Genomic DNA, 26,106 nt, shown 5'->3' with positions numbered 1-26,106 from the left:
ATGAGTAAAAGACGAGTTGCCATTACTGGATTGGGTGCTGTCTCTCCCATTGGTAATGATGTGCAGTCCACCTGGAACAATTTACTGGCAGGTCAATCCGGAATTGCTGATATCCAGCAGTTTGACGCTCACGCTTTTCCCACCCGGATTGCGGCTGAAGTCAAGAATTTTCGCCCCACCGTAAAAGCCAACGGACGACATGGGCGCTTTGCGCTGTCGTTTACCGAATACGCTCTTGAAGCTGCGCATCAGGCTTTTCAGGATGCCGGTATTCTACCTGAGCGTCATAACGCCGATCGCTGGGGGGTGGTGGCTGGCAGCGGTATGATGACTGCTGAATTTGAGTATCTGCGCCGTTTTCAGAAAGCCGCGGCACCCGGGGGGGAGATAGACTGGAATCGCCTGCAGACCCAGGCTTCGGAATTCTGCTCGCTGACCGACTTTGGCAAAACCACCTCTAACTCAGGCCTTTCTCTGCTCATCCAGCAGTTTGGCATCCAGGGCTATGCTACGTCAGTACACACCGCCTGTGCTTCGGGTGGGCAGGCCCTCGGTCTGGCCTTGCAGGTGATTCGCCGTGGCGAAGCCGATTATATGCTGGCGGGTGGTTTCGACTCCATGATTAACCCACTTGGCTTATCCAGTTTTTGTCTGCTGGGCGCCTTGTCTACCTATAACGATACACCGGAATCGGCCAGCCGGCCGTTCGATAAAACCCGTAACGGTTTTGTCCTTGGTGAAGGGGCGGCTTTTTTGATTTTAGAAGAATGGGAAAAAGCGCACGCCCGCGGCGCGCGAATTTACGCCGAGCTGGCTGGTGAAGGCAATTCACTCAGCTCTTACCGTATTACCGATTCGCATCCCAACGGCGATGGTGCCATGCAGGCCATCGAACGAGCCCTGAAAGACGCAGGCGTGCAGGCACGCGATGTTGACTACATCAACGCGCACGGCACCTCAACCAAAATGAATGACCTGAGTGAAACCAATGCCATCAAAGCGGTGTTTGGGGAGCAGGCCAGACATCTGCCTGCCAGTTCGACGAAAAGCCAGACCGGTCATTTGATTGCTGCGGCTGGTGCTCTGGAGGCCGTGTTGTCGGTGTTATCGATTGAACATGCGCGGATTCCTCCGACCGCTAACTTAACGACAGCGGATCCGGATTGCGATCTGGATTATGTGGTCGATGGGCCACGAGAAAAGTCGCTGGGTCTGGTGTTATCGAATTCGTTTGGTTTTGGTGGTTCCAACAGTTGCCTGTTGTTCAAGCACCCTGAGTTTGGAGAGTCACACAAATGAGTGCTAATCATCGCGTTTTTATTACCGGCCTGAGTGCACTGACATCCTGCGGAAAAACCGCTGATGACACCTGGCAGGCTTTGCTCAACGGCGAAAGCGGTATCGAAGAAATCCGTCAATGGGATCTGTCCGCCTGGCCTGCGCGGCTCGGGGGGGAGCTTAAAGATTTCCAGCCGGCCAGAATGCTGCCAGATCGCAAACTGTTAAAAGTCATTTCACGTCAGGATGTGATGGGAATAAACGCATCGGTCCAGGCTGTAGAGCACAGCGGCATGATTGCATGGCGTGATGGCCTGTCCTGCCATAAGGATTTTAATGAAAATACCGCCATTTACGTGGGCTCTCCCGGCAATAAATATTATCAGCAATACGATTTTCTTCCCCTTGTTGCCAAAACTGATGGGGACATGACTCAGTTTGCCGGTCAGTTGTTTGACGAGGTACACCCCATGTGGCTGCTGCGTATTTTGCCTAATAACGTACTGGCTTATACGGGTATGACTTATGGCTTCAAGGGGCCTAACCATAACGTGGCCAATCATGCGGTTGGTGGTGCTCAGGCCATTCTGGAAGCCTGGCACGCCATAAAAAGCGGGCAGGCCGAGCGTGCGGTTGTGGTTGCCTATGACGTGGGCGTCGAGCCACAGGCGCTGTTTTACTACGATCGACTGGGTGTTATCAGCCCGCGTCATCTGAAGCCCTTTGACAAGGAGCATGACGGGACCCTGCTGGCCGAAGGTGCGGCAGCTCTGGTGCTGGAAAGTGAAGCCAGCGCCCGCGCCCGCGATGCGGTCTGTTACGCTGAAGTAGTGGGTGGCCTGTCAGCCAGCGAAGCATCGGGTCTGTTTTCACTGGATGCGGAAGGTGGTCCACTGGCCCGTCTGATTCAGCGAACCCTGGATGAGGCGCAATTACAGCCGGCTGATATTGCCATGATTACGGCACACGGCAATGGCAATAAAAAATCAGATGACAGCGAAGCCCGGGCTATTAGCAGCGTGTTTTCTGCGAATTCGGTTCCTGTGACAGCGTTTAAGTGGTCGATGGGCCATACCTTATGTGCTTCCGGCGTCTTGGATACGGTGCTGACAACCTGCGCGCTGCGTGAGAAGACGGTGCCGGGTATCGCCGCGCTGGATCAGCAGGCATCGGCCTGCCAGGATCTGAATCTGTCTCGCGAGCATCGCCCCATGACAGAAAAAGGCCAGTATGCCATGGTCATTAACCGCGGATTTGCCAGTATGAATGCCTGCCTTGTGATCAAATCCTGTGACTGAGCTGACTGACCAGATTGAGGCGTTGCCGGTTTCCATGGCCGGTCGTTTTATACATCGTTTTATGCCATGGCGCCGCAAGGTGATTATGAGTAATATCAATCAGGTGTTTGGTGACAGACTGAGTCTGCGTCAAAAAACACACCTGGCCAAATCCTTTTATTCCCATTTGGCCACCTCAATTAAGGAAGCGTTTCAGCTGCGCTTTTTGAGCGAAAAAGCCTTGTGCAGGCGGGTAGAGGTTCGAGGGCATCAGCGAATGCTGGATGTGGTCGCTGAGAACAAAGGCGTGTTGGTTTTGACCGGACATGTTGGCAATTGGGAGTTTGCACCCATTGGCGGTATTCTGAATTTCCGGCAGTTCAAAGGGCAATTCCATTTTATCCGCCGCACCCTTGGCAGCAAAACCATAGAGCGCATCCTCTTTAACCGATATTATCAGGCCGGCCTGAATGTGATTCCTAAAAAAAACTCATTGCAACAGGTATGCGATGCGCTTGATCAAAATCATGCAGTGGTTTTTGTGCTGGATCAACATGCGTCCCTGGCGAATCGTGATGGCATTGCGGTGGAGTTTTTTGGCAGAAAAGCTGGAACTTATCGCAGCCTGGCCAGCTTTGCCCGTCATACTCAGGTTCCCGTTGTCCCGGCCTCGGGTTATCGGCTTCCGGATGGTCGTCATGTCCTTGAGTTTCATGAACCGATTCTCTGGCAGGAAGCAGACACAACTCAGGACGCGATCTACCGAAACACCCTCGCATACAATCAGGCGCTGGAAAAAATTATCCTTGCTCATCCTGAGCAGTGGATGTGGTTGCACAAGCGCTGGAAACTTAAAGATTTATGATATCGAGCAGCCGCCAGCTTCGGGCTCATCCAGCAGCCAGTCTGCTGTGTACTCCGAAAGCGGGTCATCGCTGCGACCGGGTTCAGGCTGGCTCCGTGTGGCAGATGCCTGAATCTGGGTGGGCTGATAGATGACCACAGGGTAACTCTGAGCGGGCTGCTCATCAAAAAAAGTTACTTTCCTGTGTGGGTTTTTCGTTTTATCCGATCGTCTTAGCATGCAGTTAACCTTCCAAATGAAGAGGGCGATGGCCTCGGTTTTATCAAAATGTTTCTAATTATAGCATGTGATTGCTTAATGAATTATGAAGTGGGCACGATTCTACGATTGTGGCCTGTTCCCCGGATTACGCTGGCGCTAATCCGGGCTACAATGGCTGAAACCGAGTAGTATAGAAGCGGATTCCCTGGCCGGATTGATTAAACTTGTTATCCAGGTGTGCAGGGCTTAGACTTTAATGTGATTGTTATTCTGATAATGGCACGTTCAATACAGTAAATGGAGGCAAATTATGCCGGATTTGGAGCAGAGGCGGGAAGCTAATCTTAATGCAATTAAAACCGCCATGCAGGGGCTGGATAGGGTAACATACGATACGGTTTCCGCTTTGCTGCCCAGGCTTTTGCTGGACGGAGCCCTCGTTCTGGATGCGTCCGCCTATCCGCCGGCCGATCCTTCTACTCAGGAGTGCCGGGGGATTGGCCGGTACCTGGTCTATGACCATGCGGATCCAGAGAATCCATTTTCGATTTGGGTTTTTGCGCTGGCCTGCGGGCAAAAAACGCCGATCCATGATCACAAGTATCGGGGTACCGTTACGGTGCTGGATGGCCCGGTGTCTGAAAAATACTACGAAGCGGTTGGTGATAATAAGGCACGGCTGATAAGGCGGGTTGATCGCTATCGGTTTCATAGTAATCGGGATGATCTCGGCGATGCGTTTTTGCATCAGCTTAAGCGTCGCAAGGGGTTGGGGGAAGGCTGTGGTGTCAGTCTTCATATTTACGAAATGAAAGCTCAGCGACTATCTCAGGATGGCGAATGGGTTGATAATCGCAATTTGAATACCATTTACACCAAAGATACCTCTCTGGACGAAAATCAGCTGCCTTATGAAAAAGAGGGCAAGGATGGTGCTTCCATGTCTGTTTGAGGTGGTTTTAATGTTGGGCCAAGGCCCAACCTACGCTGTTCGTTTTATTATTGATTAAGGAACATGGTTGTATGACATTGCGACTTAATATTATTGGTGCAGGTCACCTGGGGCAAAGCATTGCTTATCTGTTGTTCAGGCGGGGTCTTGTTACGGTGGGTGCTGTCTGTAATCAATCAAGGCAGAGTGCGCAGCTGGCGGTTGATTTTATTGGTGCGGGACAGGTTTGTGTTGGCATGGATGCTTTGCCACCCGCTGATCTGACCTTGATTAGCACACCCGATGGCTGTATTGCTGATATTTGTACAGGGCTTGCCAGCCATTCCCGTCTAAAACCTGGCAGTATCGTGTGGCATTGCAGTGGTTCTTTGGGCTCTGATGAATTGATGATTGCAAGAGAAGAGGGGTGTTCTGTTGCCAGTATCCATCCCATGAAAAGCTTTGCCCGGCCCGACCTGAGCGTGTTGAACTTTACCGACACCTATTGTGCTCTGGAAGGCGACTATGAAGCAAAAGAGGTTCTTCGTCCACTCTTTGAAGCCATTGGGGCCATAGTCTATGAGATTTCGAAAGAGAAAAAATCTCTATATCACGCCGCGGGCGTATTTGCGTCCAACTATCTGGTGACTTTATCTGAACAGGCCCTGTCCTGTCTGCAGGAATCCGGTGTAGAGCATGCTTTGGCCATGCGGATCATCACCAGTCTTATGCAGGGGACTGTGTCTAATCTGGCGACGACCCTGTCTCCAGAGCAGTCACTGACGGGGCCGGTTCAACGAGGTGATACATCAACGCTAAGCCGGCATAGGGCAGCGTTGTCTGGTACGGAAAAAGAGGCGTTGTATTCGGCATTGGGCGTCGCTACCCTTCCTTTATCTTCCGTAGCAAAAGAAAAAAAGGCAGAAATGCGAGAAGCCCTTACCTTGTGAGCAGGACACACCTGTTGAAATGTGAACAGATCGTAGCCCGGATTAGGCGCAGCCGTAATCCGGGGGGGCATGGGTGGGAACGGCGTCCCCGATTACGGTGTTACTCCGTTATGCCGGATTTCAATGCGTCCGAAGCCTTCATTTTATGCCTGTTGATCTGAAAACCTTCACGAAAGCCAACCCGGTAACCCAGGTCATGCGCGTCTTCACCATCAAGTGACTTGAGCAGCTCCCGCTCCGATGACAGTAGTTTTTCCGAGTATCGGCATTCGTTTCCTGATTCATCGCGTAACAGTATGGTACCGTTTCGATCGACATCCAGTACCCGGAGTCTGTTCTTGCGTTCCTTGATTGCGCAATCGAGGCGGGTAATGGTTACCGCATCCTGTGGACTCAGGCCCAGCATGGCTTTGGGATCGGCCAGCAGTTCCTCTGCCGTGCAGGTGGGGAACGCATTTTTGCCAACCACCTGCATAACACAAAGCTCATGACCATGTGCCTTGCTATAAATGACGTCGACCAGACGCAGTGTAAATTCTGGTTCCAGTTTACGAACCAGACTACCCATAAAGGCGATAACCTTGTTTTCCCTCATACAACATACTCCTGATACAACGTGATCTTATTAAAATTAACGTGTTGATTGCTCGTGATAATGAAACGGATTGTAATTGATCCCATAGTCAAAAACATCGCAGTGCTCGTGTTTTTTGAGCGCATGCGCCAGAATAGAAACCAGCGGCGCAGCCAAAACAGCAAATATCAGTTTGTAATACCAGATACTGAGCACAATGGCCCATATTTCCCATGGATTTTTCAAGCCGGCATAAAGGCTGACGCTGGTAACCAGGCACAGTATGAATTCACTCATGGAGCTTGAGATAATGGTTCGCATCCAGAAGTGGCGGCCATTCATCCATATTTTTAATTTCGACATAATAAAGACATTGGCAAACATGCCACAGGTGATACCCAGAGTGCCTGTCAGGCTGGTACGGATAATATGCTGAAATGCTTCACTGTAGTGCAGGTTACTCAAATCGCCTTCCGGGCTGGGAGAGTTGACGGCCAGCGTCATGCCGATGGCAAAAATAAACTGGCAGGCCATGGCATTCCAGATAAGTTTGCGTGAAACCGTATAGCCGTATACATCCGCTATCAGATCGCCCAGTGCGAATGCCAGCGGAACGATTAACCCGCTCACCGGAACGGTGGTACCAAACAGCCGGGTCATGCGAAAGGCTGTCGTATCGCAGATTAAAAACAGAGTAATAAACAGCATCATGAGAAAATGGAGATAACGATACTGATGTGCAGGGGCGTTCTGTGTTGTTTGATTGTTCATAATTTACCGCCAGGATTCAATGGACTTGATAATAACACCAAGCAGCTGAAAATGTTCATACTGTTTCATTTCACCAAAGCCCGGATTGACAGGTTTAAAGTAATAGTCGTCTCCATCCATAAACAGCTGTCGAAAGACGGGGCTGGCGTCTGGCCTGTTACCCAGAATGCATAATACGTAATCGGATTCCATGGGTTTCAGATCCGGATCGATAATGACGATGGAGTTATTCTGAAAGGCCGGAGCCAGCCTGTCACTGTTGATGGATACACCAAATACGTTGAGCCCACTGATGCCGGCTGCGGCAATAAACATTGAAACGGTGGCCTGCCCGCGGCCTTTGCCCACTTCGTCCAGGCTGAAGACCGGAATGGAGATCATGTCGCCCATCTTTTTACGGATATGCCAGTCTGGATCCGACATGTCTTCGTACAGGAAGGCGTTGATATCAACCCGGAAAAAATCCAGCAGGGGTTCTATGGATGACAGCGTTGGATTAGTGCCGTCGCGTTTGAGTCTTGCCAGGGTTGCCGTTGGAATGCCGGTTTCAGCCGACAGATGTTTGATGTCCAGGGCATTCTGAGTTAGCAGGTAATTCAGGTTTTTGCCGAGGAACAGTGGTTTTTTCCCTTTGGTAATCATCTTATGTTATCGACCAGTGTTTATTATATGGCGCAAAAAGTATCAGAATACATTAAAACATGCAATAAAATATTTTATGATAAAAATAATTATTTTATGGTTGACGATGGGCGGAAAATGTTATTTAATGCCGCTTATCAGCAGTCATCCAACAAAGACCGGCTGATCATAAGGAAAATCAGACGCCTGGCCACTACATGGAAATGTGGTCAGGTCGTCATCATGGATAGTGAATGGAATGGCAACAAGAGTAAGTCCAGGTCTGTAGTCAGGCGAAAAAGACTGATCATAATCAGTTGCACGATGCCTTGGAGGTGCGGGGATGTCATCCGACGTCATTGAGCTCGACCGCAGCTACAGATGCCCAACAACCTTGAATGGTAATGGAAAATTGCTGTAAACGAGCGTCTCGGAGAGGCGCTCGTTGAGCAACCCGCTTTGCCGGGCCAGAATAGATATCCGTAGCACATCACCCAAACCCAAACCAGTTGCTTGAAGAAGCAGGCTGAGCCGTCAGCGAAAACTGAGTTGTGGGCCTTACAGTCCAAAACATCCGGGCCTTCTCATGGCTGATTGTTCCAAGAGTATTAATTGTCTGTTTGACGTTGTTATTAAGCTCTGTCGCCAGACGTGCCGTCAAACCCTTTGCCTGGGGTTTTGGTAAGTCTTCTGGCATGAGGGTAATCTCGGTGGATTCATTTAAGGCGGTGGCGAAATCGTCAAAATCGCCCCTGCCCCTGCAGGCAAGTGTCAGCAGCGCATGAAACGCTTCATCCCGCCCATCCTGTCTGTATAGATCCAGCAATCGTCGACGATTGTTGATGAATTCATCGCTGTGAGTTCGTAGCCAGACAGAGAACTCATGCTCCTGACCCAGTGAGCTGGCATGCTGAAGCAATCGATTGAACAGATCGTCCAGACGTGGGCGTAACCGGTATTCTTCGTCTCTACCATGTTCCTGACTGTCGAAAACGCGCAGGACCTGATGCCAGTCTGTCCAGATGGATAAGGGCGCGGACACCGCAGGTGCGTTGCTGATATCCGGTGTGTTAACTGCCGTCGGTCGACGTAAAACCTGCAAGGGTATGCTGGAGCCTGGTTGTGGCTGCGCGGCAGGTTCACTGTTAAAAGGCGCAACAAACTGAGGTGGATCAGGGCGGAAAAAACCACTCCAGCCATAAAAACGACAACGTCGAAACCAGATACGCAGGCGCACGAACAAACCGCTTATGTTTTGTAATTCCTGTTCAAAACGCGCTTCATGAATGGCGCGCCAGGCACGGTTTTTCGCTGCATCAGACAGGATTGCCGTATGTTTGCTGTCGTGGCTTTCATCTTGATTCAGGGCGCTTAAGGCAATGGTCTGGAGCTGAGCATATTGTTTAGTCTGGCCAAAATGCCTGAGCAGCCTGCGCGCGTCGTACTGCAGGGCCTCGGCTGCGACCTGACCTTTCAGTACATTGGGCTGTCTGAGTAATTCGTTGAACATAAGCTCACGTTTCTCTTCAGCCAGATCGCCCTGATTCAGCAGCCAGGCGCTGAGCACCAGATCCTCTGGCAGCTGACGTTCATCATGAAGGCTGCCGAAACTCTGAAAATAATCGTGCAGGCAATCGCTCAATGCCTGACTTTTCCCCTCGAAATGGATAAGGAAATAGTTGAATGAGCTGATGCTCTGCATGTAGGACGGCTGTGTTCTGGTCGCGGCAGGCTCGAGGAGATCCTCATCCGTGTCCTGCCGGGGCATCAGGTTCACTAATGGAATTTTGGGTAATAAATAACTCAGCATTGCCCCCGCTTTCTGAAGCAGCCCAGACATCAGAGGGTTGCTGCCAGTGCTTTCCTGTTTCAGCGAAACGCGCCGTGTGACTCTGTGCGGGTTGATTTGAGCATTCTCGTAAAATATCGAGCAGTTACCGTTCATCGCATGGTGTTTAAGATAATCGCCCGTTGCCTTGCCAATGAGATCCTGAGCTGTGCTGAATGCAGGAATGTCTTCAAGCCTTATCAGCAGCCGGGTTGTATCCAGCGTTAAATCGTCAGTTCGTTCCAGTACGGATTTTATCATGGTATGCAGAAGGGTTATCAGGGCCTCGTCCTGTTGATGACCATGCCAGAAGCGAATGATGGCGTATTGCAGATCCTCCTCATCGCAGTGCCTTGCCAAATCGTCAAGCGCCGCAAATGAAAGGTACTGGCTGTTGGCAATCAACAAATGAATCAGGCGTTTGTTTCGAGCCGGTAATTCTGCAATCAGGGTCGTCAAAATCAAATCGGGGTGGTGTTTAACCAGTACCTCTAAAGGGGTATCGCTGCCTGGCATGGCAGAAAACTGACGTATCCACCAACAGACAAAATCGTCGTGCTGCGCCTCCAGCCTGCTTAGCAAGGGCAGCATGCGCTCTTCGTTGAGCAGGGTAAACTGCTTCACAGAGCAAAGCAGCGACGCGGCCGCTTCGGGGAGGCAGCAGGACAGGGCCGCAGGGGGCAGCTGAGCCATGTCAATACGTTGAACCAGCGATCTCAGGCGCGGTTTTGCTGCGTTGTCCAGTTGCTGCAGCAGAGATACGTTTTCACTGTTGAGGCTGACGAGATAATCCTCTCTGCTGAGAACATGCGTCAGCAGCAGGGTTTTCAAGGCTGGATGGATGTTTTGTTCATGCAGACGAATCAGATCATTGGGTGGCAGGTGGCAGTGGTTTAGCAAGGCTAAAAACTCTGATCTGGAGGCTTCGTCCCACAAAATGGAGCGGCAGTGCGTCTCGCATTGCAGGGCCGCCTGCAGCCAGGCCAGTCGATGATCCTCGTTACTCTGAATACGCTGCATCAGCCAGGTCCAGGTGCAGGCCAGACTTATCTCGCGAATCAGACCAGTATTGTCAGGCTGAAGGCGCAGGCTGGTTGTGAACAGCCAGTCGGCCTGATCGTCCTGAGTCAGAGCCTGTTTCTCCAGTTTCTGACACAGCGTATCAAGCAATTGTTCTTCGAGTATCACGCGTAACCATCTCTCCAGCCAGATTTGATTTTTCAACTCACTGGCAGGCAGCCCGCTCAGTCGAGACAGAAAGGTATTGAGCAGCGCCTCGTAGTTATTAGAGATAAACGCCACCAGACACACATAATGATACCAGGCGGCCGGCTGTTGAGCATTCAAGGCCTGACCGGCATCGTAATAGGTAAGAATATGTGATTTGTCCCGAAAGTACTGCAAAATGCTGCCCAGCATGCGCTCAATATAGTCCTTCAAGGCGGGGTCTGACCCCTCATCATCCCGGCTTCTCTTCAGTTGATTCAGTATATGGAATACGCTGGCATCTGCGCAGAGGAAGGCGCGGCTTTTCTCAGGTATGTCTCTGGCATGGTTGCGCCACTCTTTAAGCTCGTCAATTGGGTTAAAAAAATTCAGTAAACGCTGCAAAACCAGCAGAGGTCCAATGTCCTGTTCGGCGAGCGCGCTTAAATCCTTTCGCGTGAGCAGTGCCAGTGTCCGCGGTGCTGTTGGAAGTGTACTCAGGCGCTGCTGTATATGATTCTCAAGCATGTTCCGGTAATATTTGTTTCGATCCATTAATAAAAAATGCCGCAACAGGCCCTCATGTTCCTCGGGATTCTGCAGCGCGCAGGTCATGATGCCGGTGAGCAAATCCGGGTTTAACTGCTTTGGCAGGGAAGAGCCCAGTTCAGGGATGGTCAGTAATTGCGACAGCGTTTTCAGGTATTGTCCGATCAACGCCGGCTTGTTTTGCAGAAAGACGGTCTGATAACTGTTCAGGCAGGTGGGAAGATCGCAAAGGCTCTTGTGGCGCAGCATGCGCACCAGGCGCTCGCCATCGTTGTCGTCATTGCGATAGAGCAGACTTTCTGTCATGGCTTCTTTGCAGCGGTTGAGCCCGGTGATCTGACGCGGTTCGAGCATCACCAGCTCATTACGTAACCAGTCCATTTCCAGATTACGGCCATGGGCGGGATCCAGGCAGGCCCTCAAAACAACATCAACCGATATGCACGACTGGCTGGCCTGCTGAGCCAGTGACAGGAGTGCCTGCAGACAGGGCAATTGCAATAAGCGACTGATTTCAAGGCATTGGGTCAGCGTTTCCTGATCAAGGTGCATCAGGCGGTCAATCAGGGCGGGTAAGGGGGTATCGCTCAGAGATTGTAACAGTTTTAAGGGTATTATCTTCTGCGCATTTTTCTGAGCGCTTTTCTGCAAAAGCAGCGCCAGCAGCTCCAGTTTTTGCGTGAGCCTTTGTAAGGGCAGCAGCGAAATAACCTGATAAAGCTCCCGGCCGTGCCAGTCCGCACTCAGGGGTGAAGGCAGTACGTGCTGCACTATCCAGTCATGCCATGATTCATTACCGGTCGTCCGGGGGTGGCTGGCCATCAGAGACAAAAGATCCTGCAGGCGTTGGCCTGGATTAAGCTGCTCGGCCTGCAGCCTCTCCCTGTGATGTGCCAGAGCATTCGCCAGCACAGGAATATGGCTGTCATCAAGCCGAGGTTTGTCGGGTTGACTGGTTTGAGGATCCACAGCAAACAAATGTCTTAATGGCTGCGAGGCCACGCTTTCCTGTGTCTTACAGGCTTGCAAAAACCGGGTTCGCGCCTTCTCGATGCGTTGGTGGTGAGCTGAGCGCGCATCGGGCAGAGAGGACAGATAGTCGTCAAGCAGAGCCATCCCCTGATCCAGCAGCACGGGCGCGATACGTTTCACCGTCTGGCCGTGCCCCAGGAGCATGGGAGAGAGCAGCTCCCTGTACAGGTTCGTTTGCTCTATCGCCTGTCGCAGCGCCTCGTCCTCGCCATTGCGGTATTCGAGGAGAATGGCAAACAGCGCATCGGCCAGCAGGGGCAGATGCTGTATCCAGCGAGCAGCCAGCAGATGCTCCTCGGCACTGTGTTCACAGCCATTAAGCGGCTCATAAAACGCCGACAGCTGGTCGATAGCCTGCAGGTGTGTAAAATGCGCGAGGACAGCCTGTTGAGCACTGTCTGGATCAAGCGTGACAAAGAGATCAGGATGACAGTGCCGGCCCTGTTCCGGATGCAGCCAGGTGTGATAAAGACGGTTGCAGAGAAAGCCCCTGTCCTGAATGGGCATATCAAGGCTCGGCATTTGCAGATAATCCTGTAAGCCCTGCTGGCACCAGGATTGACTGTCGATCGCTTCCTGAAACGCTCTTTGATCCCGTGGGCTTATGGTGTAATTGGCCAGTGCAGCCAGGGTCTGCGAATCGACGTTCACGCGATTCATCCAGGCCACCAGCGATTGCCCGCTGTGTTCCAGAAACTGGAAAAGGGCATGAACAAATGCCGTTTTGATCGGCGTCGGGCTTTGGCTGTCGAGAATGCGCAGCACCTGACTGGCTGAGGTCAGCCGATGGAGCACGGTGTCTTTTTGTTCGCCCGTCAGCTGTTCAATCCCTTGTGGATGGCGAAACAGCAGATCAATAAATATGAACTGTGTTTTGCTCGTTTCAAACAACTGATACAGGCTGTCAACCGACAGCGCCCGCGACAGCGTTATCAATGAAAACCACTGCACATCGCCAAAACTGGGGCGTTGCAGGATGCTCAGCGCCAGCTGATGCTGCGAGTCCGGATTCAGTCGCGCAAACATCAGCTGGAACTGTACCTCGTCCATGCTGGCTGGAGGAGCGCTGAGCAGACCGTAGATAAAGCGCTGACAGGCCCGGCTGTTAAGCAGATGCGGGTGAACAGGAGTCTGAATGTTGTCCAGCAGAATGGTAGTAAACGGGTGAGACGCCAGTCTGTCTTCCGGCAGCTCAGCCAGCCAGAATAAAACCGAGCGTGCGAAGGTGGCGTTGTTGAGTAAACACGGTGCCCAGGCAGCATCATGTTGCGATAAGGACAAAAAGGTATTTAATACCAGTTGCTCCAGCAGATGATGCACTGCGGCGCGCTGGCTGGCATCCAGATGTCGGTCGTCAGCGATATCTTCGATAAACTGCAGATGGCTGATGACCAGCGCCTGATTGTCCGCATCGCTGGCAGCCTGATTGCCCAGACTCAGCAGCAACATATTCAGAGAGGGGGCCATGATCATGGTCTGGGTCTGAATAATGCGCTGTGCCTGGGTCAGGAACTGACGTTTTGCATCGTCTGTTTCATGGCTTACCTGGTTTATCAGAGCAATCAGATGATGTTCGCCGCCTTCGGGGAGCGGGTCTTGCTGCATCAGTGTCATAAACAGCCCGTGTCGGCGCGGTCTGAGCGTCTCGCGCTGATACAGACGGTTAAGCAGGACTGCGTCACTCGGCAATGATGTTAACAGACGCAGTATACTGCTGTCGTCGAGGCGATTCTGCTCGAGCAGGCGATCCAGCCACAAGGGAAACAGCGTTGTCAGGTGATCAGGCGGGCAATGCTCAACCAGCCAGATCAGATCCGGACAGCTCATCGCCGGTATCAGGTTGTGCGTGCGATCCTGATCGAGAATGAGCTGCCTTGTCCTGTCACAAAGCGAGGGGGGATTCTGGCGTTTCCGCGTCTGCTCGAGCAGTTCGTGCAGGAAAGACAACGAGCGGTCGCCGGCGCATGTGTGCAGATAGACGGCGGCTTTACTCCAGTTGCTCTGCGTATTGTCCTGCTCTGAGTCGAGGAGAATATTGGCCAGTATGGGATCGTCGATAGCGGCAATGGCTTCGGGTTCGATTTGCGTCAGGTAGTGCGCGCTTTGCGTGGTATCGCCGCTTTCACGCACGTTCCCCAGCAAGTGGGTCAGCAGGTAATCAAAGCGATGTGCTTTGTTCAGTTGTGACGTCAGCAGCTTTCGGCATGCATCCTCTTCATAAGCGGCGCCCGGTGGATTCAACAGATTCCAGCAATTCTGCAACAAATTCCGGTAGTAATCCTTTCCTGAATCCCTGAAAAAAGGCCGTGCATCGTAGAGGTTTACAAACAGCGTCTGCAGCTCCCTGGGACGCTGACGATAATGGCTGAGTAAACGGCGTGCCGTGTTTTGAATGCTGTGTTCATCGACAGTCGCGCGATCGATGACACAGGTAATTCTCAGCATGAAATCGAGCTGCGGCCCGCTGGTCAGTACGCCCTGCAGAGGGTTCATCACCCATTTTCCCATGAAGGTTGAGCGCGTGCTCAGGTTGGCAAAACATTCTGGTGTGCCGAGCATGCGGTCTGCGATACCTTGCTGGCTGGGCAGCTCAATCCAGCGGTGCACAGGGTGTTCGGGCTCAAATCCATGCTTCAACAGAAGCTGGCTGAGATAAATCAGGGTCTGTTCGAGAGATCCGGCATAAGCCGGATCGTCTTTTGCCCGATCGGCCAGCTGGCTGGTAATGATGAGCAGGTCGTTTTCATCCACCAGTTGCAGGAGTTGCCGGTGTTGCTCCGGGTTATGGCACGCTGTGTGGCACAACAGATAACACAGTGTTTCCCGGGTGGAGCTGTCTTTGAATAAATCGATAAAAGCTGCCGAATAATGGCCCTGCATGCCATAAAGCTGTAAGAGCAGCGTTTTATCCAGGCTTTTGAGCAGTTTTGTTTTACTGGCTGGTGCTGCCGTATCCAGTAAAATCTGACAGTAGGTCAGCAGTCGGCTATTGTCTTCGCAGGCAGACATCAAAGCCTGAATCCAGGCGGTCTGTAAATTCCTGTGCCCGTCAAAACAGAGAAAAGCCGTATGAATCTGCTCATCCTGTGCTTCTCGCGGCAGCAGGGAAATGCTGTCGGCCCAGGCGGCCATCAGGGCCTCAGGTTGTGGAGCGGCCTGAATTTTTCTGCTGAGAACGCCACAGTATTCCGTTTCCAGGGAAGCGGACTCCCTGCGTAGAATCTGTCGCAGCGCCAGAACATGACCACAGAGCGCGATTAGCTGCTGGCTGTCGAGGCGCTCAAAGAGCCGCTCGATCAACTCAGGGCTGAGAGCGCGGCTCTTGGTGATGAAATTAATGGTCAGCGTTCTGTCGGAGTTATCACAGTCGGCTATGAGCCGCAGCAGCCTGTCCAGGTGCAGGTTATTATCGTAAAAACGCTCCAGCAGATGAAGCAGCTCATCGGGATTATGATCATTAAGCCAGCTGGCGTAGCGGGCGAACAAAGGACAAAACGCATCAATGGCCATACTCAGGCCCTGCTGAAGAAAATGCTCATGGATTAACTCGCTGAATGAGCGGTCATGCCAGTTAAACTGCTGGATGCTCGACAGGAGCTCTTCCGTCAGCAGGGCTTTGCTCTGTGTGGAGGTGGAGGCTTTGATGCGTTTGCTCATCAACAGATTGGCCAGCTCGCTGTTACCAGCGACCAGACGCTGGTATTCGTGAGCGGCGCTGGTGGCTCGGACCGTCAGGGCCATAACCAGGCTGTCGTAGTGGCGGGACCAGATGTTGAAGCGTGTCTGTTCGCGTGCGTTTTCGGTGGGATGACAGGTAGCGGCCAGAGCGCGCAGGCGAAAAACAGTCTGGACCAGTTCTTCGGTGCCCAGGCACAGCGACAGCTCCCGCACATGCTGATCCTGACAGGCGGCGGCAGATAACAGAATACTGCTGGCCAGTTCCTGGGTGGTTTGAGTCTGGGCTTCGTCGTCACTGTGTCGTCCGGGGCTGTTTAATACGAATGACACCAGTGCGTCCAGCAGAGGGGTGTTGCCTTCCATGGTTTCAAACAGGCGTTTATACAATAACAGCAGCGCGTCCGGCGGCATGGACTGCAACAGATGAAACAGCGCCTCGGGTTCGGGGCAGGTGCCAATCCAGCTCTGTATTCGCGCCAGAACATCCGACCAGGCACCCGGATCCGGCGGGAGCTGGCTGATTTCCATTCGCATCGCATCAATGAACACATTGCTCATAACTCTGACCTCCCTGACCGCGGCCACTTATGGCAAGTGGCCGGTGGGAACAGGATATAACGTCCGGGCAGCCTATTTCAAGTTATGCCATGACCGAGCCTTCGTACACAAAGCAGGCCGGGCCGGTAAGAAAAATCGGGCTGCTTTCGTTTTCCCAGGAAATCAGCAGCTTACCCCCGGGCAGAGATACCTGTACCTGGGGGGCCAGCTGATGAAAGAGACGACCGGCCACCGCAGCGGCTACCGCACCACTGCCACAGGCACGTGTTTCACCACAGCCGCGCTCGTAAACACGTAATTCGATATGCGCCGGATCGCGAATCAGCATAAAACCCGCGTTACTCTGCTCAGGAAACAGGGGGTGTTCGCTGATTTCTCTGCCCAGACTTGCCACGGCGGCATGGGTCAGGTCTGATACGACGGTGATGGCATGTGGGTTTCCCACGCTAAGGGCGTGCACCATGTGTATCGAGCCGTCCGCCAGCGGCAGCGGGTAGTACTCGGCCTGGCAGTCCATCTTCAGGGGGATTTGTGCAGGCACCAGCCTCGGCAGACCAAAATCCACGGTGACGCTGTCGTCGTCATTGATCTGCAGGATCATTTCCGTGGTGGGGGTGGCAACCCGGATGCGTTTTTTCTGCGTCAATCCATAATGGGAAACAAAGCGGGCAAGACAGCGTGCGCCGTTTCCGCACTGGCCGACTTCCTGACCATCCGCGTTAAAAATACGATAGTAGAAATCCATGTCCGCGCTTCGCCCTGGCTCGACTATCAGACATTGATCAAAGCCAATTCCTGTGTCGCGCCGGGACAGGGCGCTGATCTCTTTCTGGCTGAGGCGTACCTGCTGATTGACCGCGTCAATCACCATGAAGTCATTACCCAGTCCATGCATTTTAGTGAAGCGCAGCGTCATTGATTTTGTCCTTGCGTAGTGGCAGGTTTGTTTTCAGGCAGATACAGGGGGCCCTTTTGTCCGCAGGCCGTCAGGCTCAGCAGGCATAATAAGGGGAGGAAATAGCCGCGAAGTGGTTTCATGTCGGTGACTCCAAACGATAATGTTGACGAGTATAGCCTGATTTGAGGGCTTTCTGACAATCCTTGGACGATGTCATGACGCTCCCATCCTGCCGCTGATCCATTAAACAGCAACTTAATTTGTATGCCTCCTTGCCATACTCAAAGTCATTGGCGATAATTCGCTATTGTTTCGTTCAGGAAATTGGAGACACGGTGTTAAACACGTATTTAAAAGATCCACAGGAGCCCGCTCAGGCCTGTGTCATATGGATGCACGGTCTGGGGGCTGATGCTTCTGATATGGGTGGTCTGGCCGATCACCCCGCGATTGCTGCTCTGCCCTTACGGCATGTGTTTATTGACGCGCCCGTTCGCCCTGTAACCTTGAATGCTGGAATGCCCATGCGTGCCTGGTACGATATTCTTGGCATGAAGCTCACAGACAGGGAAGACAAGGCTGGTATTAAAGAATCAGAACAGCACATCCTTGACGAAATCAATGCCCAGCTGCAGGCTGGTTTCCGTCCGGAGCAAATTGTGCTGGCAGGCTTTTCTCAGGGCGGCGCCATGGCTTTGTATACGGCACTGCACAGCGAAAAAACCCTCGGTGGTGTAATCGCCATGTCATCCTATCTGCCTCTCGCGCTGCAATGCGAAGCCATTCTCGCGCCTGAAACGCCCTTTTTTCTCGCAGCGGGCAAATTTGATCCTATGGTTTTGCCAGAGTGGTCGCGACTGAGTCAGGACTGGTTAATCGCCAGTGGTTACAAAAACATTACCTGGCGTGAGTATCCCATGGAGCACAATGTGTGTCTCGAGGAGATTCAGGATGTTGCAGCCTGGTTATCCACTCATTTCATTACAGGAGCACAGGGCGCATGACGGTCGTTAATAAATCCCGGGTCGTGCGTTTCAGTTGCGCGCAAATGTTTGAACTGGTGAATGACGTTGAGCATTATGCCGAGTTTTTACCCTATTGTTCACAGACCATCGTGCATCACCGCGATCAGGATGAGGTTCAGGCTACGATGGTAATCAGCGCGGCCGGTATGAGCAAATCGTTCACTACCCGTAACCGCCATCAAATTAATAAAATGATCGAAATTCGTCTGGTAGACGGGCCATTCAGTCATCTCGAGGGATTCTGGCGCTTTGATGAGGTGCCGGAAGGGTGCCGGATTTCTTTTGATCTGGAGTTTGAGTTTGCCGGCCGTATGTTTTCGATGCTGCTGGGGCCGGTATTTGAACAGGTCACCGATAAAATGGTTGATGCGTTTTGCGACAGGGCTGAGAGCCTTTATGTTTCCGCTTGAAATCGTGTATGTAACTGCGCGGCAGGAGCTGGTTCGACTTCACTGTGACGTAGCTGAAGGATGCACTGTTGAGGCGGCTCTCAGTCAAAGCGGCATCTGGAATACTCACCCTGAAACCCGTGACATGGTGACGGGTATTTATTCAAAACGCGTAAGCGCTGATACGGTCTTAAAGCCCGGCGATCGTCTGGAAATTTATCGACCTCTGGTCATCGATCCAAAGGAAAAGCGGCGTCAGCGCGCCGCAAAATCGAAGTCTTAGGGGCGGTGTTCGATAGCCGACAGGCGATCCCCGGTGAAAAACAGACTCAGGTTACGTACTTCGAGCGGGCTGCTGCCTTTGCGCAGGGTGAAGGCATAATCCCAGCGGTTATTGTTAAACGTGGGGCTTAGCAGACTGTTACCCATTAAAATGGCAACGTCCTGGCGACTCATGCCAATATGAAGACGTGCAATTTTTTCCTGAGGAAGCAGGTTACCCTGCTGTGCCACGCGGCGGGAAAAGTCGTAGGAAGCGCAAGCAGCCAGGCTTAAGCACAGGGTGCCAGTCAAGATCAGTTTACCAAATCGCATAAGGTTTTGCCTGTTATCAGAAAATTCGCCATAATACCATGCCGTTAATAGAAACACACCACCGAGGAGCATTTGTGGAAGAAAGCCAGCAGTTGAAAGATGCCGGATTAAAAATTACCATGCCACGCCTGAAGGTGCTGCAGATTCTGGAACAGGCCCGCGATCATCATCTCAGCGCTGAAAACGTCTATAAAGCCTTGCTGGATATGGGCGAAGACGTTGGGCTTGCAACGGTATACCGGGTACTGACCCAGTTTGAAAGTGCAGGTCTTGTTTCCCGTCATAATTTTGAAGGTGGTCATTCTGTGTTTGAATTGATGCAGGGGGAGCATCATGACCATCTGGTCTGCGTCAAATGCGGACGCGTAGAAGAGTTTATGGATGAGCTGATTGAACAGCGTCAGCGCCTGATTGCAGAACAGGCTCGATTTCGCATGACCGATCATGCTCTGACGATTTATGGTCTGTGTCCTGATTGCCAGAAATAATTAACTGCCTATAAAATAATCTTTTTGTGATATTATGGCCAGAATAATCCTGCTAAGAGGTGTTTCATGGCAATTTTTGGACCTTTCTGGTGTCAGCAGCAAAACAGCTGGCTGCGATTTAAAATCGATCAGGGACGGCTGGATGTGCAGCAATCCAGGCGTTCAGCAGACAGCCCAAAGTGGTCGCTGCCCTGGGAATCGCTGGAACTGTCTCCTTCACAGAAATACATCTGGACTGTGCAGGATAAGGGCAAAATAAAAACCTTTGCCTGGAATCAGAGCAAGTTTTTTGAAACCGACTGGGAGTATTCGCGACTTGCCGGGCAAAAGTCATTGGTTGTCAGTGAGTGGAATTCCGACGGCTCCAGCCGGCATCGTTATTCGTTAAACGATCCCCAACATGTGTCCCCCATCAAATCGGACTCGCAACCCGATCCTGGTTTTTATGCCGTTAATGAGGATGACCTGCCTTTGACGCCGGAGATGCAGGCTATGGCCTGTGCGCCACGGAAAGCAATCAATCTTCGAACACCGAGTCCTGTACCTGCCTCGTCCAGTAACGCGTATTCCGATCCCATTTCTTTGGTTGTGGATGATGATGAGGAGGATCGTGGGTTGTTTGAACGAACAGATGAATTGGATTTTGTACCTCAATCCGTGGTGTTGGATGATGAATACGATCAGCAAATCGCGCTTGCCGTGCAAAACTCCATGGATGAAGTGGTACGGCACAATGAGAGCCCGGGATTGATATTGGTTTCAGGCGCAACAGGGGGGCAGCGTGATTCGGACGTATCCTCTGATGACGAGGACGGTCGCGATGTATTGGCACCTTCCCGGCGTGGCCGGGTAGTGCAACGGGAGCCAGAGCTGCTATTGGCTTCAGACAAATCACCTGTCCGGGTCGCTCTTGAACTGGCTGTCAAAATGGCGGTTGCCAGAGCGCAGGGAGAGTATAGCCGCTGGTATAATCTGCCGTTCTTTGGCCAGGAGATCGTTCGTCGTAAAAACGGGTTTTTGTCGAAGATCATCACTCATACGCAGAATGGACAGGATTTTGCGCGCGATTTCAGGCGCCATATTAATGAGTCAGGAGGTGATGATGTCACGGATTTAATCAACAATTTTTTAACCAATCCGGCAACGCATTACCACGTTCATTCTTTCGCCACATTTTTGCTGGACGAATTAAGCCCGCTTAAAGGCACGCCATGGTATGGCCTGCAGGTCGATGGGCGGGGTAAATATGACCGGGAAGACGTTGCAAAGTCTATTCATTCGGCTCGTGAGCTTGATGTTAAGAGCTTCGTTCTGATGTGATAAAGTGAATGGTTCATGGCTATAAAAATGGATTGCTTCGCTGCGCTCGAAACCTTTACTGCATCGGCATTCGCAATAGCACCCTGATGAGTTATAATTAAGATTAATCTTTCCCTGAAACAAGGATGTAGGTTCATGAGCAACGACGATCTGCGTCTTCCTTACCAGGCTGGCGAGCTGCCGGTGCTTGATTTGGGCGGCATTATTCTCGATGGTAAACTGCTGGATAACGCGCCTGTCAATCTGGTGCTCAAATCCTTCAACCGCCATGGCTTAATCGCCGGTGCCACTGGCAGCGGCAAAACCAAAACCATCCAGGTCTTAAGCGAGCAGCTGTCTCAGGCCGGTGTTCCCTGTCTCGTGATGGACATTAAAGGGGATGTTTCCGGTCTGGCTGAGCCAGGTGAGGCCAGTGATTTTTTGATAGCGCGCGGCAAATCTCTGAATATTCCCTACACACCCAAAGCATTCCCTGTGGAAATGCTGACGCTGAACAGCGACAATCCCGGCGTACCCATGCGCGCAACCGTCAGTGATTTTGGGGCTCTGCTGTTTTCGCGTATGCTCGATGTTAACGACACCCAGGCCGGCGTAGTCACTATCGTGTTTGAATACGCCAGAGAAAATCAGCTGCCACTGGTTGATCTGGACGATTTCAAGGCCGTTTTACAGTTTGCCCAGTCCGATGCCGGCAAGGGCGAGATAGAAGCGCGTTATGGCGCCGTGGCCAGCACGTCTATCGGTACCATCATGCGTAAAGTGATCGAGCTGGAAGCCCAGGGCGGCAAAAGCTTTTTTGGTGAGCCTGGTTTTAATGTCCTCGATCTGTTGCGCAGCAGTCGCGACGGGCAGGGGATTATTTCTATTCTGCGTTTGATGGACATGCAGGACAAGCCCAAACTGTTTTCAACTTTCATGCTGAAACTGCTGTCGGATGTGTATCGGACATTGCCCGAGCTGGGTGATCCGGACAAACCAAAGCTGGTGCTTTTTATTGACGAGGCGCATTTGATTTTCAATAACGCCAGCAAAGCCCTGCTGAACCTGCTGGATACCATAGTGAAACTGATTCGCTCCAAAGGCGTAGGGCTGATTTTCTGCACGCAGACGCCCAACGATATCCCCGATGCGGTGCTCAGTCAGCTTGGCCTGAAAATTCAACACGCGCTGCGTGCCTTTACGGCCAAAGATCGCCAGGCCATGAAGCTGGTTGCGCAGAACTTCCCTCCGTCTGATCATTATAACACCGAGCAGTTATTGACCTCGCTTGGTATTGGTGAAGCCCTGCTCAGTGCGCTGGACGGTAAAGGCCAGCCTACCCCATTGATTCAATGCATGATTCGCCCACCGCAATCACGCATGGGGGTGTTGACTGAGACCGAAATCAAAGGTCTGGTTGCGCAGTCCAGCCTTTATTCCCAATATGGTCAGCGCAAATCAACACGCCCGGCCAGTGAGATTCTGGCGGAAAAAAAGAAAGATGCGCCGGCGCAGGCAACGGAGCCCACCGCCAAAACGGCGAAGGCAGAGCCATCAATGGTGACGGTATTAACAAAAAATACCTTGTTCCGTCAGCTGGTACGGCAGTTTTTCCGTCAATTGCTGGATGCGGCATTCAAAGCACTGGGTATCAAACGACGCTGACTGGCAACAGCTGTTTCAGGCTGTTGAAAAGCAGGATGCTGATGCTTTGCTGTTTCGCTTCATCCACGGCCAGGGCCTGATTTACCTCCACCTCCATACCCATGTAATCGTCTTTGCTGAACACCTTGCGCAAAGCCGTGGTAAATCCATCGCTGACGCCGAGATATGGATAGTTACGCCGTGTCCGGGTGTGAGGGTTCAGCAGAGCCTGCCAGCGCCTGGCCAGCGTTTTTTCCACGGGGCGGCGCGGATCGTAGAGCAGGCCAATATCCGTTGTACGGACAGTGCCGTTCCAGACCGGGGTAAAACTGTGGATGGACAGATGCCAGACCTGAAAACCATCGTTGATATAGTCCTGAATCCGTTGCTGAACGGCGGCACGGTAAGGCCGGTAAAAGGTTTCCAGCAGCCGGTTTTTTTCGTCCGTGCTCATGGCGAGAGAAAACTCAGAAAAACAGGCCTGATGGCGCAGGCTGCGGTTGCATTCGATGAGAAGACGACTGACTGTCGCAGAGTACAGCTCGCAATGAAAATGCTGACGGAGTTGCTGAGCAATAGCCAGCGCACCAAAATCAATGCCGCGATGTGAGTTCAGGGCGTCCTCATGGCCTGCGAAATAACGGGCAAAATCCGCGGGAATGTCGTTTACAGCGTGCTCACAGCTAAGCAGTAACTGTACCGGTTTCATGATGGGTTAAACATCTGATTGTTTAACAGGCAATGTCCCAGCTGGCGGTAAATCCGCGCCAGATTCGTCCGGCTGTGATCCGGGCCAGAGGCCCGCAGCAGACGTTCGGCCAGATTGCCCTGGCTGAGCAGATATTCCAGTGTTCGCTGACTGTTGATGTCAAGGCTTGAGCTGACCTGTTCGATTAACAGCGACCATAACTGGCGCATATTCGACACGGATCTATTGATTTGCCACTGGCGCAGCAGCTCTCGATCATCCACGGCCACATCAAAACCATGAACGCGGGTTTGCTCATACAGGGCTTTCAAACGCTGACGTTCGCAGGGTTTTTCCAGATAATAGGCAGACTGTTGCTGCCAGTGCTGCAAAATGGCAAACACGGCCTTAGCCAGAGCGATATCGGCATTGACGCATTCCTGGCTGTCCATAATACGTATTTCCAGAGCATGATAGTCAAATTTGGCGATGACCCCGCGTGAATTGAGCCATTCATGCTGCAGAATACCTTTGGGATCATGAGGGCTTATGTCACGATACATGGGCGCGAGCACTTTGTCCCGGTACTCGCCTTCTGACGATATAAACTCTGGAATAACGCCTCCGCAGATCGACGGAATGGCCTGCTGATTTTTTTCGTAAAAATCAAGGCGTGTATCCAGCATGCCAGTGTATCGGCCATCCAGAAATGGTGTGCTGGCGGCTATGGCGGGCAGCAGAGGCAGAATAAGACGGATGGCATTATGCAGTTGATTAAATTCATCGTCGCTGGCGAAGGGCAGGTTGATGTGCATGCTTTGCAGATTGGACCAGCCGTGCCCCTGGCAATTAAAAATACGATCGAACTGATGGTAAATATCCCGGTTTCCATGAGGCCAGCGCTGCGTTTCCAGAGCAGGATTCATCCAGGGATGCGCACCCGAAGGCAGCAGTTGCAGGCGATGATCGGCGAGCACCGGCTGCAGACGTTCGATGCCCTGTTGAAAATGTTCCGCAATGGGCGCGTCCGGTGCTTTGGGGCCGTTATTTTTTAACTCCAGCACGTGCATCACCAGTTCGTTGCTGACGGCAATGTCATCCAGTTCCACTTCGTTGCAGACAGTGCCTGCCAGTGCCTGCAGAATAAGGTCACTTTCGGGCCGAACATTCAGGGTATCACGGTCGACCAGCATGTATTCAATTTCAATGCCCATAACCGAAAACAGGGGAAAGCTAGACATATCCGTGTTTCCTGCGAATACGTTGTAAAAACACGCTCATGACCTGCTCATAAAGCGACTCACCGAGAATGCGGTCTTCAATGCCAAAATCGATGTTGGGATTGTCATTGATTTCGATGACGTAGTGCTTGTCGCCATGACTCTTCATATCGACCCCATACAGACCGTCTCCAATCAGGCGCGTGCTTTTCATGGCGGTTTTTAAAATGGGATCGGGCACTTCGTGTATCGGGATGGTTTCGTGCCCGCCCTCACGCTGTTCCTGGCTGGCATCCCAGTTGTAGATTTGCCAGTGATTTTCGGCCATATAATAACGGCAGGCAAATATTGGCTTATTATCCAGAATACCAATACGCCAGTCGTACTCCGTCGGAATAAAGGGCTGGATGAGCACCAGATCCGATGTTTTAAAAAACTGCGTCAGATATTTCTGCAGGGTTTTCAGGTCGTCCACTTTAACTACGCCATGAGAAAACGCTGAGTCCGGTCGTTTCAGGACGCAGGGAAAATGGATTTCCGGCAGTTGTTTGTCGTATTTGCTGATGAACTGAGTTGCAGGTGTCAAAATCTGATGTGAGCGTAATAGTTCGGCCAGATAAACTTTGTTGCTGCATTTGATAATCGACTGCGGATCATCAATCACCACCATGTTTTCCTGAGCGGCCCGCCTTGCCATCCGATAGGTGTAGTGATTCACCGAGGTGGTGGCTCTGATGAACAGAGCATCGTACTCAGCTATCGACTTACTGTCGTTCTTTTCAATAAAATCGACGTTCAGGCCCATGTCTTCGCCTATGTGTGCGAAATGATCCAGCGCTTTTTTATTGGACGGCGCATTTAATTCCGTTGGATCGACGAGTATGGCCAGATCATGGTAGCGTTGTTTTTTCCGCCATTGATGAAAGCGTTTTTTGGACAAATAGCTTTCTGCGGATTCCCGCATAAAATCCATATGATGAGCGGGCACGTCGGCCAGTGCGATGGGTACCAGATGCTTGATTCGCCATTGTTTTTTCTTTTCCATGGTGAAGCGAATCATCGGCAGGGGGAAAAGATTATGCAGTTTTTTGGCCAGCGTCGCATGCCGTTTGGCCATGTTTTGCCCGAAATACAGGCTGAACACAAATTCATCGTGCTTGATGTCTTCGAGGCTGTGCTCAATTTCTTCATCCACTTCCTGCGATATCAGCTTGGAAATGCTGGTGTTGAGAACATCCTGAATGCTGTGCACCGATGGAATCGTTTTATGGTCGCGCGCGTGGGCGAGGAGAGAAACGTAATAACCTATGGTCTGGTGATGATAAGACTGACACAGGTTAATGATCCGCAGGGCCTGATTCATGCTGTAATGTTCGCTCGACAGGTATTCCGTAGCGGGTACAATGGCAGCCAGCGGGCTTAAAAACTCCCAGCCAGAAGGGTCATCCGTAACGACGATAGTTTGCATTAGGTTGCCTCAAGGTTATTAATTATTAAATTAGTCGTCATCAGGGGCTTTGTCAAATGCACGCCTGCAGAACA

At 51.9% G+C, this 26,106-nt stretch carries 22 protein-coding genes; 11 read left to right on the top strand and 11 right to left on the bottom strand.

Features of this window, described 5'->3' with window-relative positions; all coding sequences use genetic code 11:
* The 3 genes from ACQUTA_RS07500 to ACQUTA_RS07490 are packed head-to-tail and all read left to right on the top strand — an operon-like array spanning position 1 to position 3,420.
* On the top strand, positions 1-1,299 hold the full coding sequence (locus ACQUTA_RS07500) for a beta-ketoacyl-[acyl-carrier-protein] synthase family protein (protein ID WP_444987613.1): 1,299 nt from the start codon (positions 1-3) through the stop codon (positions 1,297-1,299).
* Positions 1,296-2,576, top strand: coding sequence for a beta-ketoacyl-[acyl-carrier-protein] synthase family protein (locus tag ACQUTA_RS07495; RefSeq protein WP_444987612.1), 1,281 nt, complete (start codon positions 1,296-1,298; stop codon positions 2,574-2,576). Before ACQUTA_RS07500 ends, ACQUTA_RS07495 begins: the two co-directional genes overlap by 4 nt.
* Positions 2,577-2,610: 34 nt before the next feature.
* The gene (locus ACQUTA_RS07490) at positions 2,611-3,420 is read left to right on the top strand and encodes a lysophospholipid acyltransferase family protein (RefSeq protein WP_444987665.1); all 810 of its coding nucleotides are present in this window, start codon (positions 2,611-2,613) and stop codon (positions 3,418-3,420) included.
* On the opposite strand, the gene ACQUTA_RS07485 is transcribed toward ACQUTA_RS07490, so the two are convergent.
* Positions 3,415-3,639, bottom strand: coding sequence for a hypothetical protein (locus ACQUTA_RS07485; RefSeq protein ID WP_444987611.1), 225 nt, complete (start codon positions 3,637-3,639; stop codon positions 3,415-3,417). The two genes, ACQUTA_RS07490 and ACQUTA_RS07485, sit on opposite strands and share 6 nt — an antisense overlap.
* 292 nt (positions 3,640-3,931) lie before the next feature.
* Between ACQUTA_RS07485 and ACQUTA_RS07480 the strand changes: the two genes are divergently transcribed.
* Positions 3,932-4,573, top strand: a complete 642-nt coding sequence (locus ACQUTA_RS07480) for a cysteine dioxygenase (RefSeq protein ID WP_444987610.1) — start codon at positions 3,932-3,934, stop codon at positions 4,571-4,573.
* A gap of 71 nt (positions 4,574-4,644) precedes the next feature.
* Positions 4,645-5,502: a Rossmann-like and DUF2520 domain-containing protein gene (locus ACQUTA_RS07475; protein WP_444987609.1), complete on the top strand. Its 858-nt coding sequence runs from the start codon at positions 4,645-4,647 to the stop codon at positions 5,500-5,502.
* 100 nt (positions 5,503-5,602) lie between these two features.
* Here the strand turns inward: ACQUTA_RS07475 and ACQUTA_RS07470 are convergent, their stop codons facing one another.
* The 6 genes from ACQUTA_RS07470 to lptM form a co-directional block, all read right to left on the bottom strand.
* Positions 5,603-6,097, bottom strand: a complete 495-nt coding sequence (locus ACQUTA_RS07470; protein ID WP_444987608.1) for a hypothetical protein — start codon at positions 6,095-6,097, stop codon at positions 5,603-5,605.
* Between the two features lie 36 nt (positions 6,098-6,133).
* Positions 6,134-6,847 (bottom strand): queuosine precursor transporter, encoded by a 714-nt coding sequence (locus tag ACQUTA_RS07465; RefSeq protein WP_444987607.1) that lies wholly within the window; start codon positions 6,845-6,847, stop codon positions 6,134-6,136.
* A gap of 3 nt (positions 6,848-6,850) precedes the next feature.
* Positions 6,851-7,489: a LexA family transcriptional regulator gene (locus ACQUTA_RS07460; protein WP_444987606.1), complete on the bottom strand. Its 639-nt coding sequence runs from the start codon at positions 7,487-7,489 to the stop codon at positions 6,851-6,853.
* A gap of 469 nt (positions 7,490-7,958) precedes the next feature.
* On the bottom strand, positions 7,959-16,319 hold the full coding sequence (locus ACQUTA_RS07455; protein WP_444987605.1) for a hypothetical protein: 8,361 nt from the start codon (positions 16,317-16,319) through the stop codon (positions 7,959-7,961).
* Positions 16,320-16,401: 82 nt separating this feature from the next.
* Entirely contained in the window at positions 16,402-17,235 is an 834-nt protein-coding gene (gene dapF, locus ACQUTA_RS07450; RefSeq protein WP_444987604.1) for a diaminopimelate epimerase, read from the bottom strand.
* Positions 17,232-17,357, bottom strand: coding sequence for an LPS translocon maturation chaperone LptM (gene lptM / locus ACQUTA_RS07445; protein ID WP_444987603.1), 126 nt, complete (start codon positions 17,355-17,357; stop codon positions 17,232-17,234). The genes dapF and lptM overlap by 4 nt, the downstream gene beginning before the upstream one ends.
* Before the next feature lie 195 nt (positions 17,358-17,552).
* Between lptM and ACQUTA_RS07440 the strand changes: the two genes are divergently transcribed.
* Genes ACQUTA_RS07440 through ACQUTA_RS07430 form a run of 3 tightly spaced genes read left to right on the top strand, consistent with a single transcriptional unit; the run spans position 17,553 to position 18,914 of the window.
* Positions 17,553-18,221: an alpha/beta hydrolase gene (locus tag ACQUTA_RS07440; protein ID WP_444987602.1), complete on the top strand. Its 669-nt coding sequence runs from the start codon at positions 17,553-17,555 to the stop codon at positions 18,219-18,221.
* Entirely contained in the window at positions 18,218-18,652 is a 435-nt protein-coding gene (locus ACQUTA_RS07435; protein ID WP_444987601.1) for a type II toxin-antitoxin system RatA family toxin, read from the top strand. Before ACQUTA_RS07440 ends, ACQUTA_RS07435 begins: the two co-directional genes overlap by 4 nt.
* The gene (locus ACQUTA_RS07430; RefSeq protein WP_444987600.1) at positions 18,639-18,914 is read left to right on the top strand and encodes an RnfH family protein; all 276 of its coding nucleotides are present in this window, start codon (positions 18,639-18,641) and stop codon (positions 18,912-18,914) included. The genes ACQUTA_RS07435 and ACQUTA_RS07430 overlap by 14 nt, the downstream gene beginning before the upstream one ends.
* On the opposite strand, the gene ACQUTA_RS07425 is transcribed toward ACQUTA_RS07430, so the two are convergent.
* Positions 18,911-19,225, bottom strand: coding sequence for an outer membrane protein assembly factor BamE (locus tag ACQUTA_RS07425; RefSeq protein ID WP_444987599.1), 315 nt, complete (start codon positions 19,223-19,225; stop codon positions 18,911-18,913). The two genes, ACQUTA_RS07430 and ACQUTA_RS07425, sit on opposite strands and share 4 nt — an antisense overlap.
* Before the next feature lie 74 nt (positions 19,226-19,299).
* Here ACQUTA_RS07425 and fur point away from each other — a divergent pair, with 74 nt between their 5' ends.
* The 3 genes from fur (at position 19,300) to ACQUTA_RS07410 (ending at position 22,677) form a co-directional block, all read left to right on the top strand.
* Complete coding sequence (fur, locus tag ACQUTA_RS07420; protein ID WP_444987598.1) at positions 19,300-19,713, top strand: ferric iron uptake transcriptional regulator; 414 nt, start codon at positions 19,300-19,302, stop codon at positions 19,711-19,713.
* Between the two features lie 66 nt (positions 19,714-19,779).
* The gene (locus tag ACQUTA_RS07415; protein WP_444987597.1) at positions 19,780-21,033 is read left to right on the top strand and encodes a hypothetical protein; all 1,254 of its coding nucleotides are present in this window, start codon (positions 19,780-19,782) and stop codon (positions 21,031-21,033) included.
* 135 nt (positions 21,034-21,168) lie between these two features.
* Positions 21,169-22,677, top strand: coding sequence for a helicase HerA-like domain-containing protein (locus ACQUTA_RS07410; RefSeq protein ID WP_444987596.1), 1,509 nt, complete (start codon positions 21,169-21,171; stop codon positions 22,675-22,677).
* On the opposite strand, the gene ACQUTA_RS07405 is transcribed toward ACQUTA_RS07410, so the two are convergent.
* Genes ACQUTA_RS07405 through ACQUTA_RS07395 form a run of 3 tightly spaced genes read right to left on the bottom strand, consistent with a single transcriptional unit; the run spans position 22,664 to position 26,032 of the window.
* The gene (locus ACQUTA_RS07405; RefSeq protein WP_444987595.1) at positions 22,664-23,365 is read right to left on the bottom strand and encodes an N-formylglutamate amidohydrolase; all 702 of its coding nucleotides are present in this window, start codon (positions 23,363-23,365) and stop codon (positions 22,664-22,666) included. The two genes, ACQUTA_RS07410 and ACQUTA_RS07405, sit on opposite strands and share 14 nt — an antisense overlap.
* Complete coding sequence (locus ACQUTA_RS07400; RefSeq protein ID WP_444987594.1) at positions 23,362-24,585, bottom strand: carboxylate-amine ligase; 1,224 nt, start codon at positions 24,583-24,585, stop codon at positions 23,362-23,364. The genes ACQUTA_RS07405 and ACQUTA_RS07400 overlap by 4 nt, the downstream gene beginning before the upstream one ends.
* Entirely contained in the window at positions 24,578-26,032 is a 1,455-nt protein-coding gene (locus ACQUTA_RS07395) for a RimK family ATP-grasp domain-containing protein (protein ID WP_444987593.1), read from the bottom strand. The genes ACQUTA_RS07400 and ACQUTA_RS07395 overlap by 8 nt, the downstream gene beginning before the upstream one ends.
* Between the last annotated feature and the right edge of the window lie 74 nt (positions 26,033-26,106).

The organism is Legionella navarrensis (genome assembly GCF_052527415.1).
This window is presented reverse-complemented; position numbering and strand designations above follow the sequence as displayed.

What these genes read in the sequence shown, in the direction of transcription:
- ACQUTA_RS07460 (WP_444987606.1), bottom strand. Translation starts at nt 7,489, where the DNA reads ATGATTACCAAAGGGAAAAAACCACTGTTCCTCGGCAAAAACCTGAAT.
- ACQUTA_RS07435 (WP_444987601.1), top strand. Translation starts at nt 18,218, where the DNA reads ATGACGGTCGTTAATAAATCCCGGGTCGTGCGTTTCAGTTGCGCGCAA.
- ACQUTA_RS07425 (WP_444987599.1), bottom strand. Translation starts at nt 19,225, where the DNA reads ATGCGATTTGGTAAACTGATCTTGACTGGCACCCTGTGCTTAAGCCTG.
- dapF (WP_444987604.1), bottom strand. Translation starts at nt 17,235, where the DNA reads ATGACGCTGCGCTTCACTAAAATGCATGGACTGGGTAATGACTTCATG.
- ACQUTA_RS07495 (WP_444987612.1), top strand. Translation starts at nt 1,296, where the DNA reads ATGAGTGCTAATCATCGCGTTTTTATTACCGGCCTGAGTGCACTGACA.
- ACQUTA_RS07430 (WP_444987600.1), top strand. Translation starts at nt 18,639, where the DNA reads ATGTTTCCGCTTGAAATCGTGTATGTAACTGCGCGGCAGGAGCTGGTT.
- ACQUTA_RS07455 (WP_444987605.1), bottom strand. Translation starts at nt 16,319, where the DNA reads ATGAGCAATGTGTTCATTGATGCGATGCGAATGGAAATCAGCCAGCTC.
- ACQUTA_RS07465 (WP_444987607.1), bottom strand. Translation starts at nt 6,847, where the DNA reads ATGAACAATCAAACAACACAGAACGCCCCTGCACATCAGTATCGTTAT.
- ACQUTA_RS07415 (WP_444987597.1), top strand. Translation starts at nt 19,780, where the DNA reads ATGGCAATTTTTGGACCTTTCTGGTGTCAGCAGCAAAACAGCTGGCTG.
- ACQUTA_RS07500 (WP_444987613.1), top strand. Translation starts at nt 1, where the DNA reads ATGAGTAAAAGACGAGTTGCCATTACTGGATTGGGTGCTGTCTCTCCC.
- ACQUTA_RS07405 (WP_444987595.1), bottom strand. Translation starts at nt 23,365, where the DNA reads ATGAAACCGGTACAGTTACTGCTTAGCTGTGAGCACGCTGTAAACGAC.
- lptM (WP_444987603.1), bottom strand. Translation starts at nt 17,357, where the DNA reads ATGAAACCACTTCGCGGCTATTTCCTCCCCTTATTATGCCTGCTGAGC.
- ACQUTA_RS07485 (WP_444987611.1), bottom strand. Translation starts at nt 3,639, where the DNA reads ATGCTAAGACGATCGGATAAAACGAAAAACCCACACAGGAAAGTAACT.
- ACQUTA_RS07400 (WP_444987594.1), bottom strand. Translation starts at nt 24,585, where the DNA reads ATGTCTAGCTTTCCCCTGTTTTCGGTTATGGGCATTGAAATTGAATAC.
- ACQUTA_RS07470 (WP_444987608.1), bottom strand. Translation starts at nt 6,097, where the DNA reads ATGAGGGAAAACAAGGTTATCGCCTTTATGGGTAGTCTGGTTCGTAAA.
- ACQUTA_RS07475 (WP_444987609.1), top strand. Translation starts at nt 4,645, where the DNA reads ATGACATTGCGACTTAATATTATTGGTGCAGGTCACCTGGGGCAAAGC.
- ACQUTA_RS07410 (WP_444987596.1), top strand. Translation starts at nt 21,169, where the DNA reads ATGAGCAACGACGATCTGCGTCTTCCTTACCAGGCTGGCGAGCTGCCG.
- ACQUTA_RS07480 (WP_444987610.1), top strand. Translation starts at nt 3,932, where the DNA reads ATGCCGGATTTGGAGCAGAGGCGGGAAGCTAATCTTAATGCAATTAAA.
- ACQUTA_RS07490 (WP_444987665.1), top strand. Translation starts at nt 2,611, where the DNA reads ATGGCCGGTCGTTTTATACATCGTTTTATGCCATGGCGCCGCAAGGTG.
- ACQUTA_RS07395 (WP_444987593.1), bottom strand. Translation starts at nt 26,032, where the DNA reads ATGCAAACTATCGTCGTTACGGATGACCCTTCTGGCTGGGAGTTTTTA.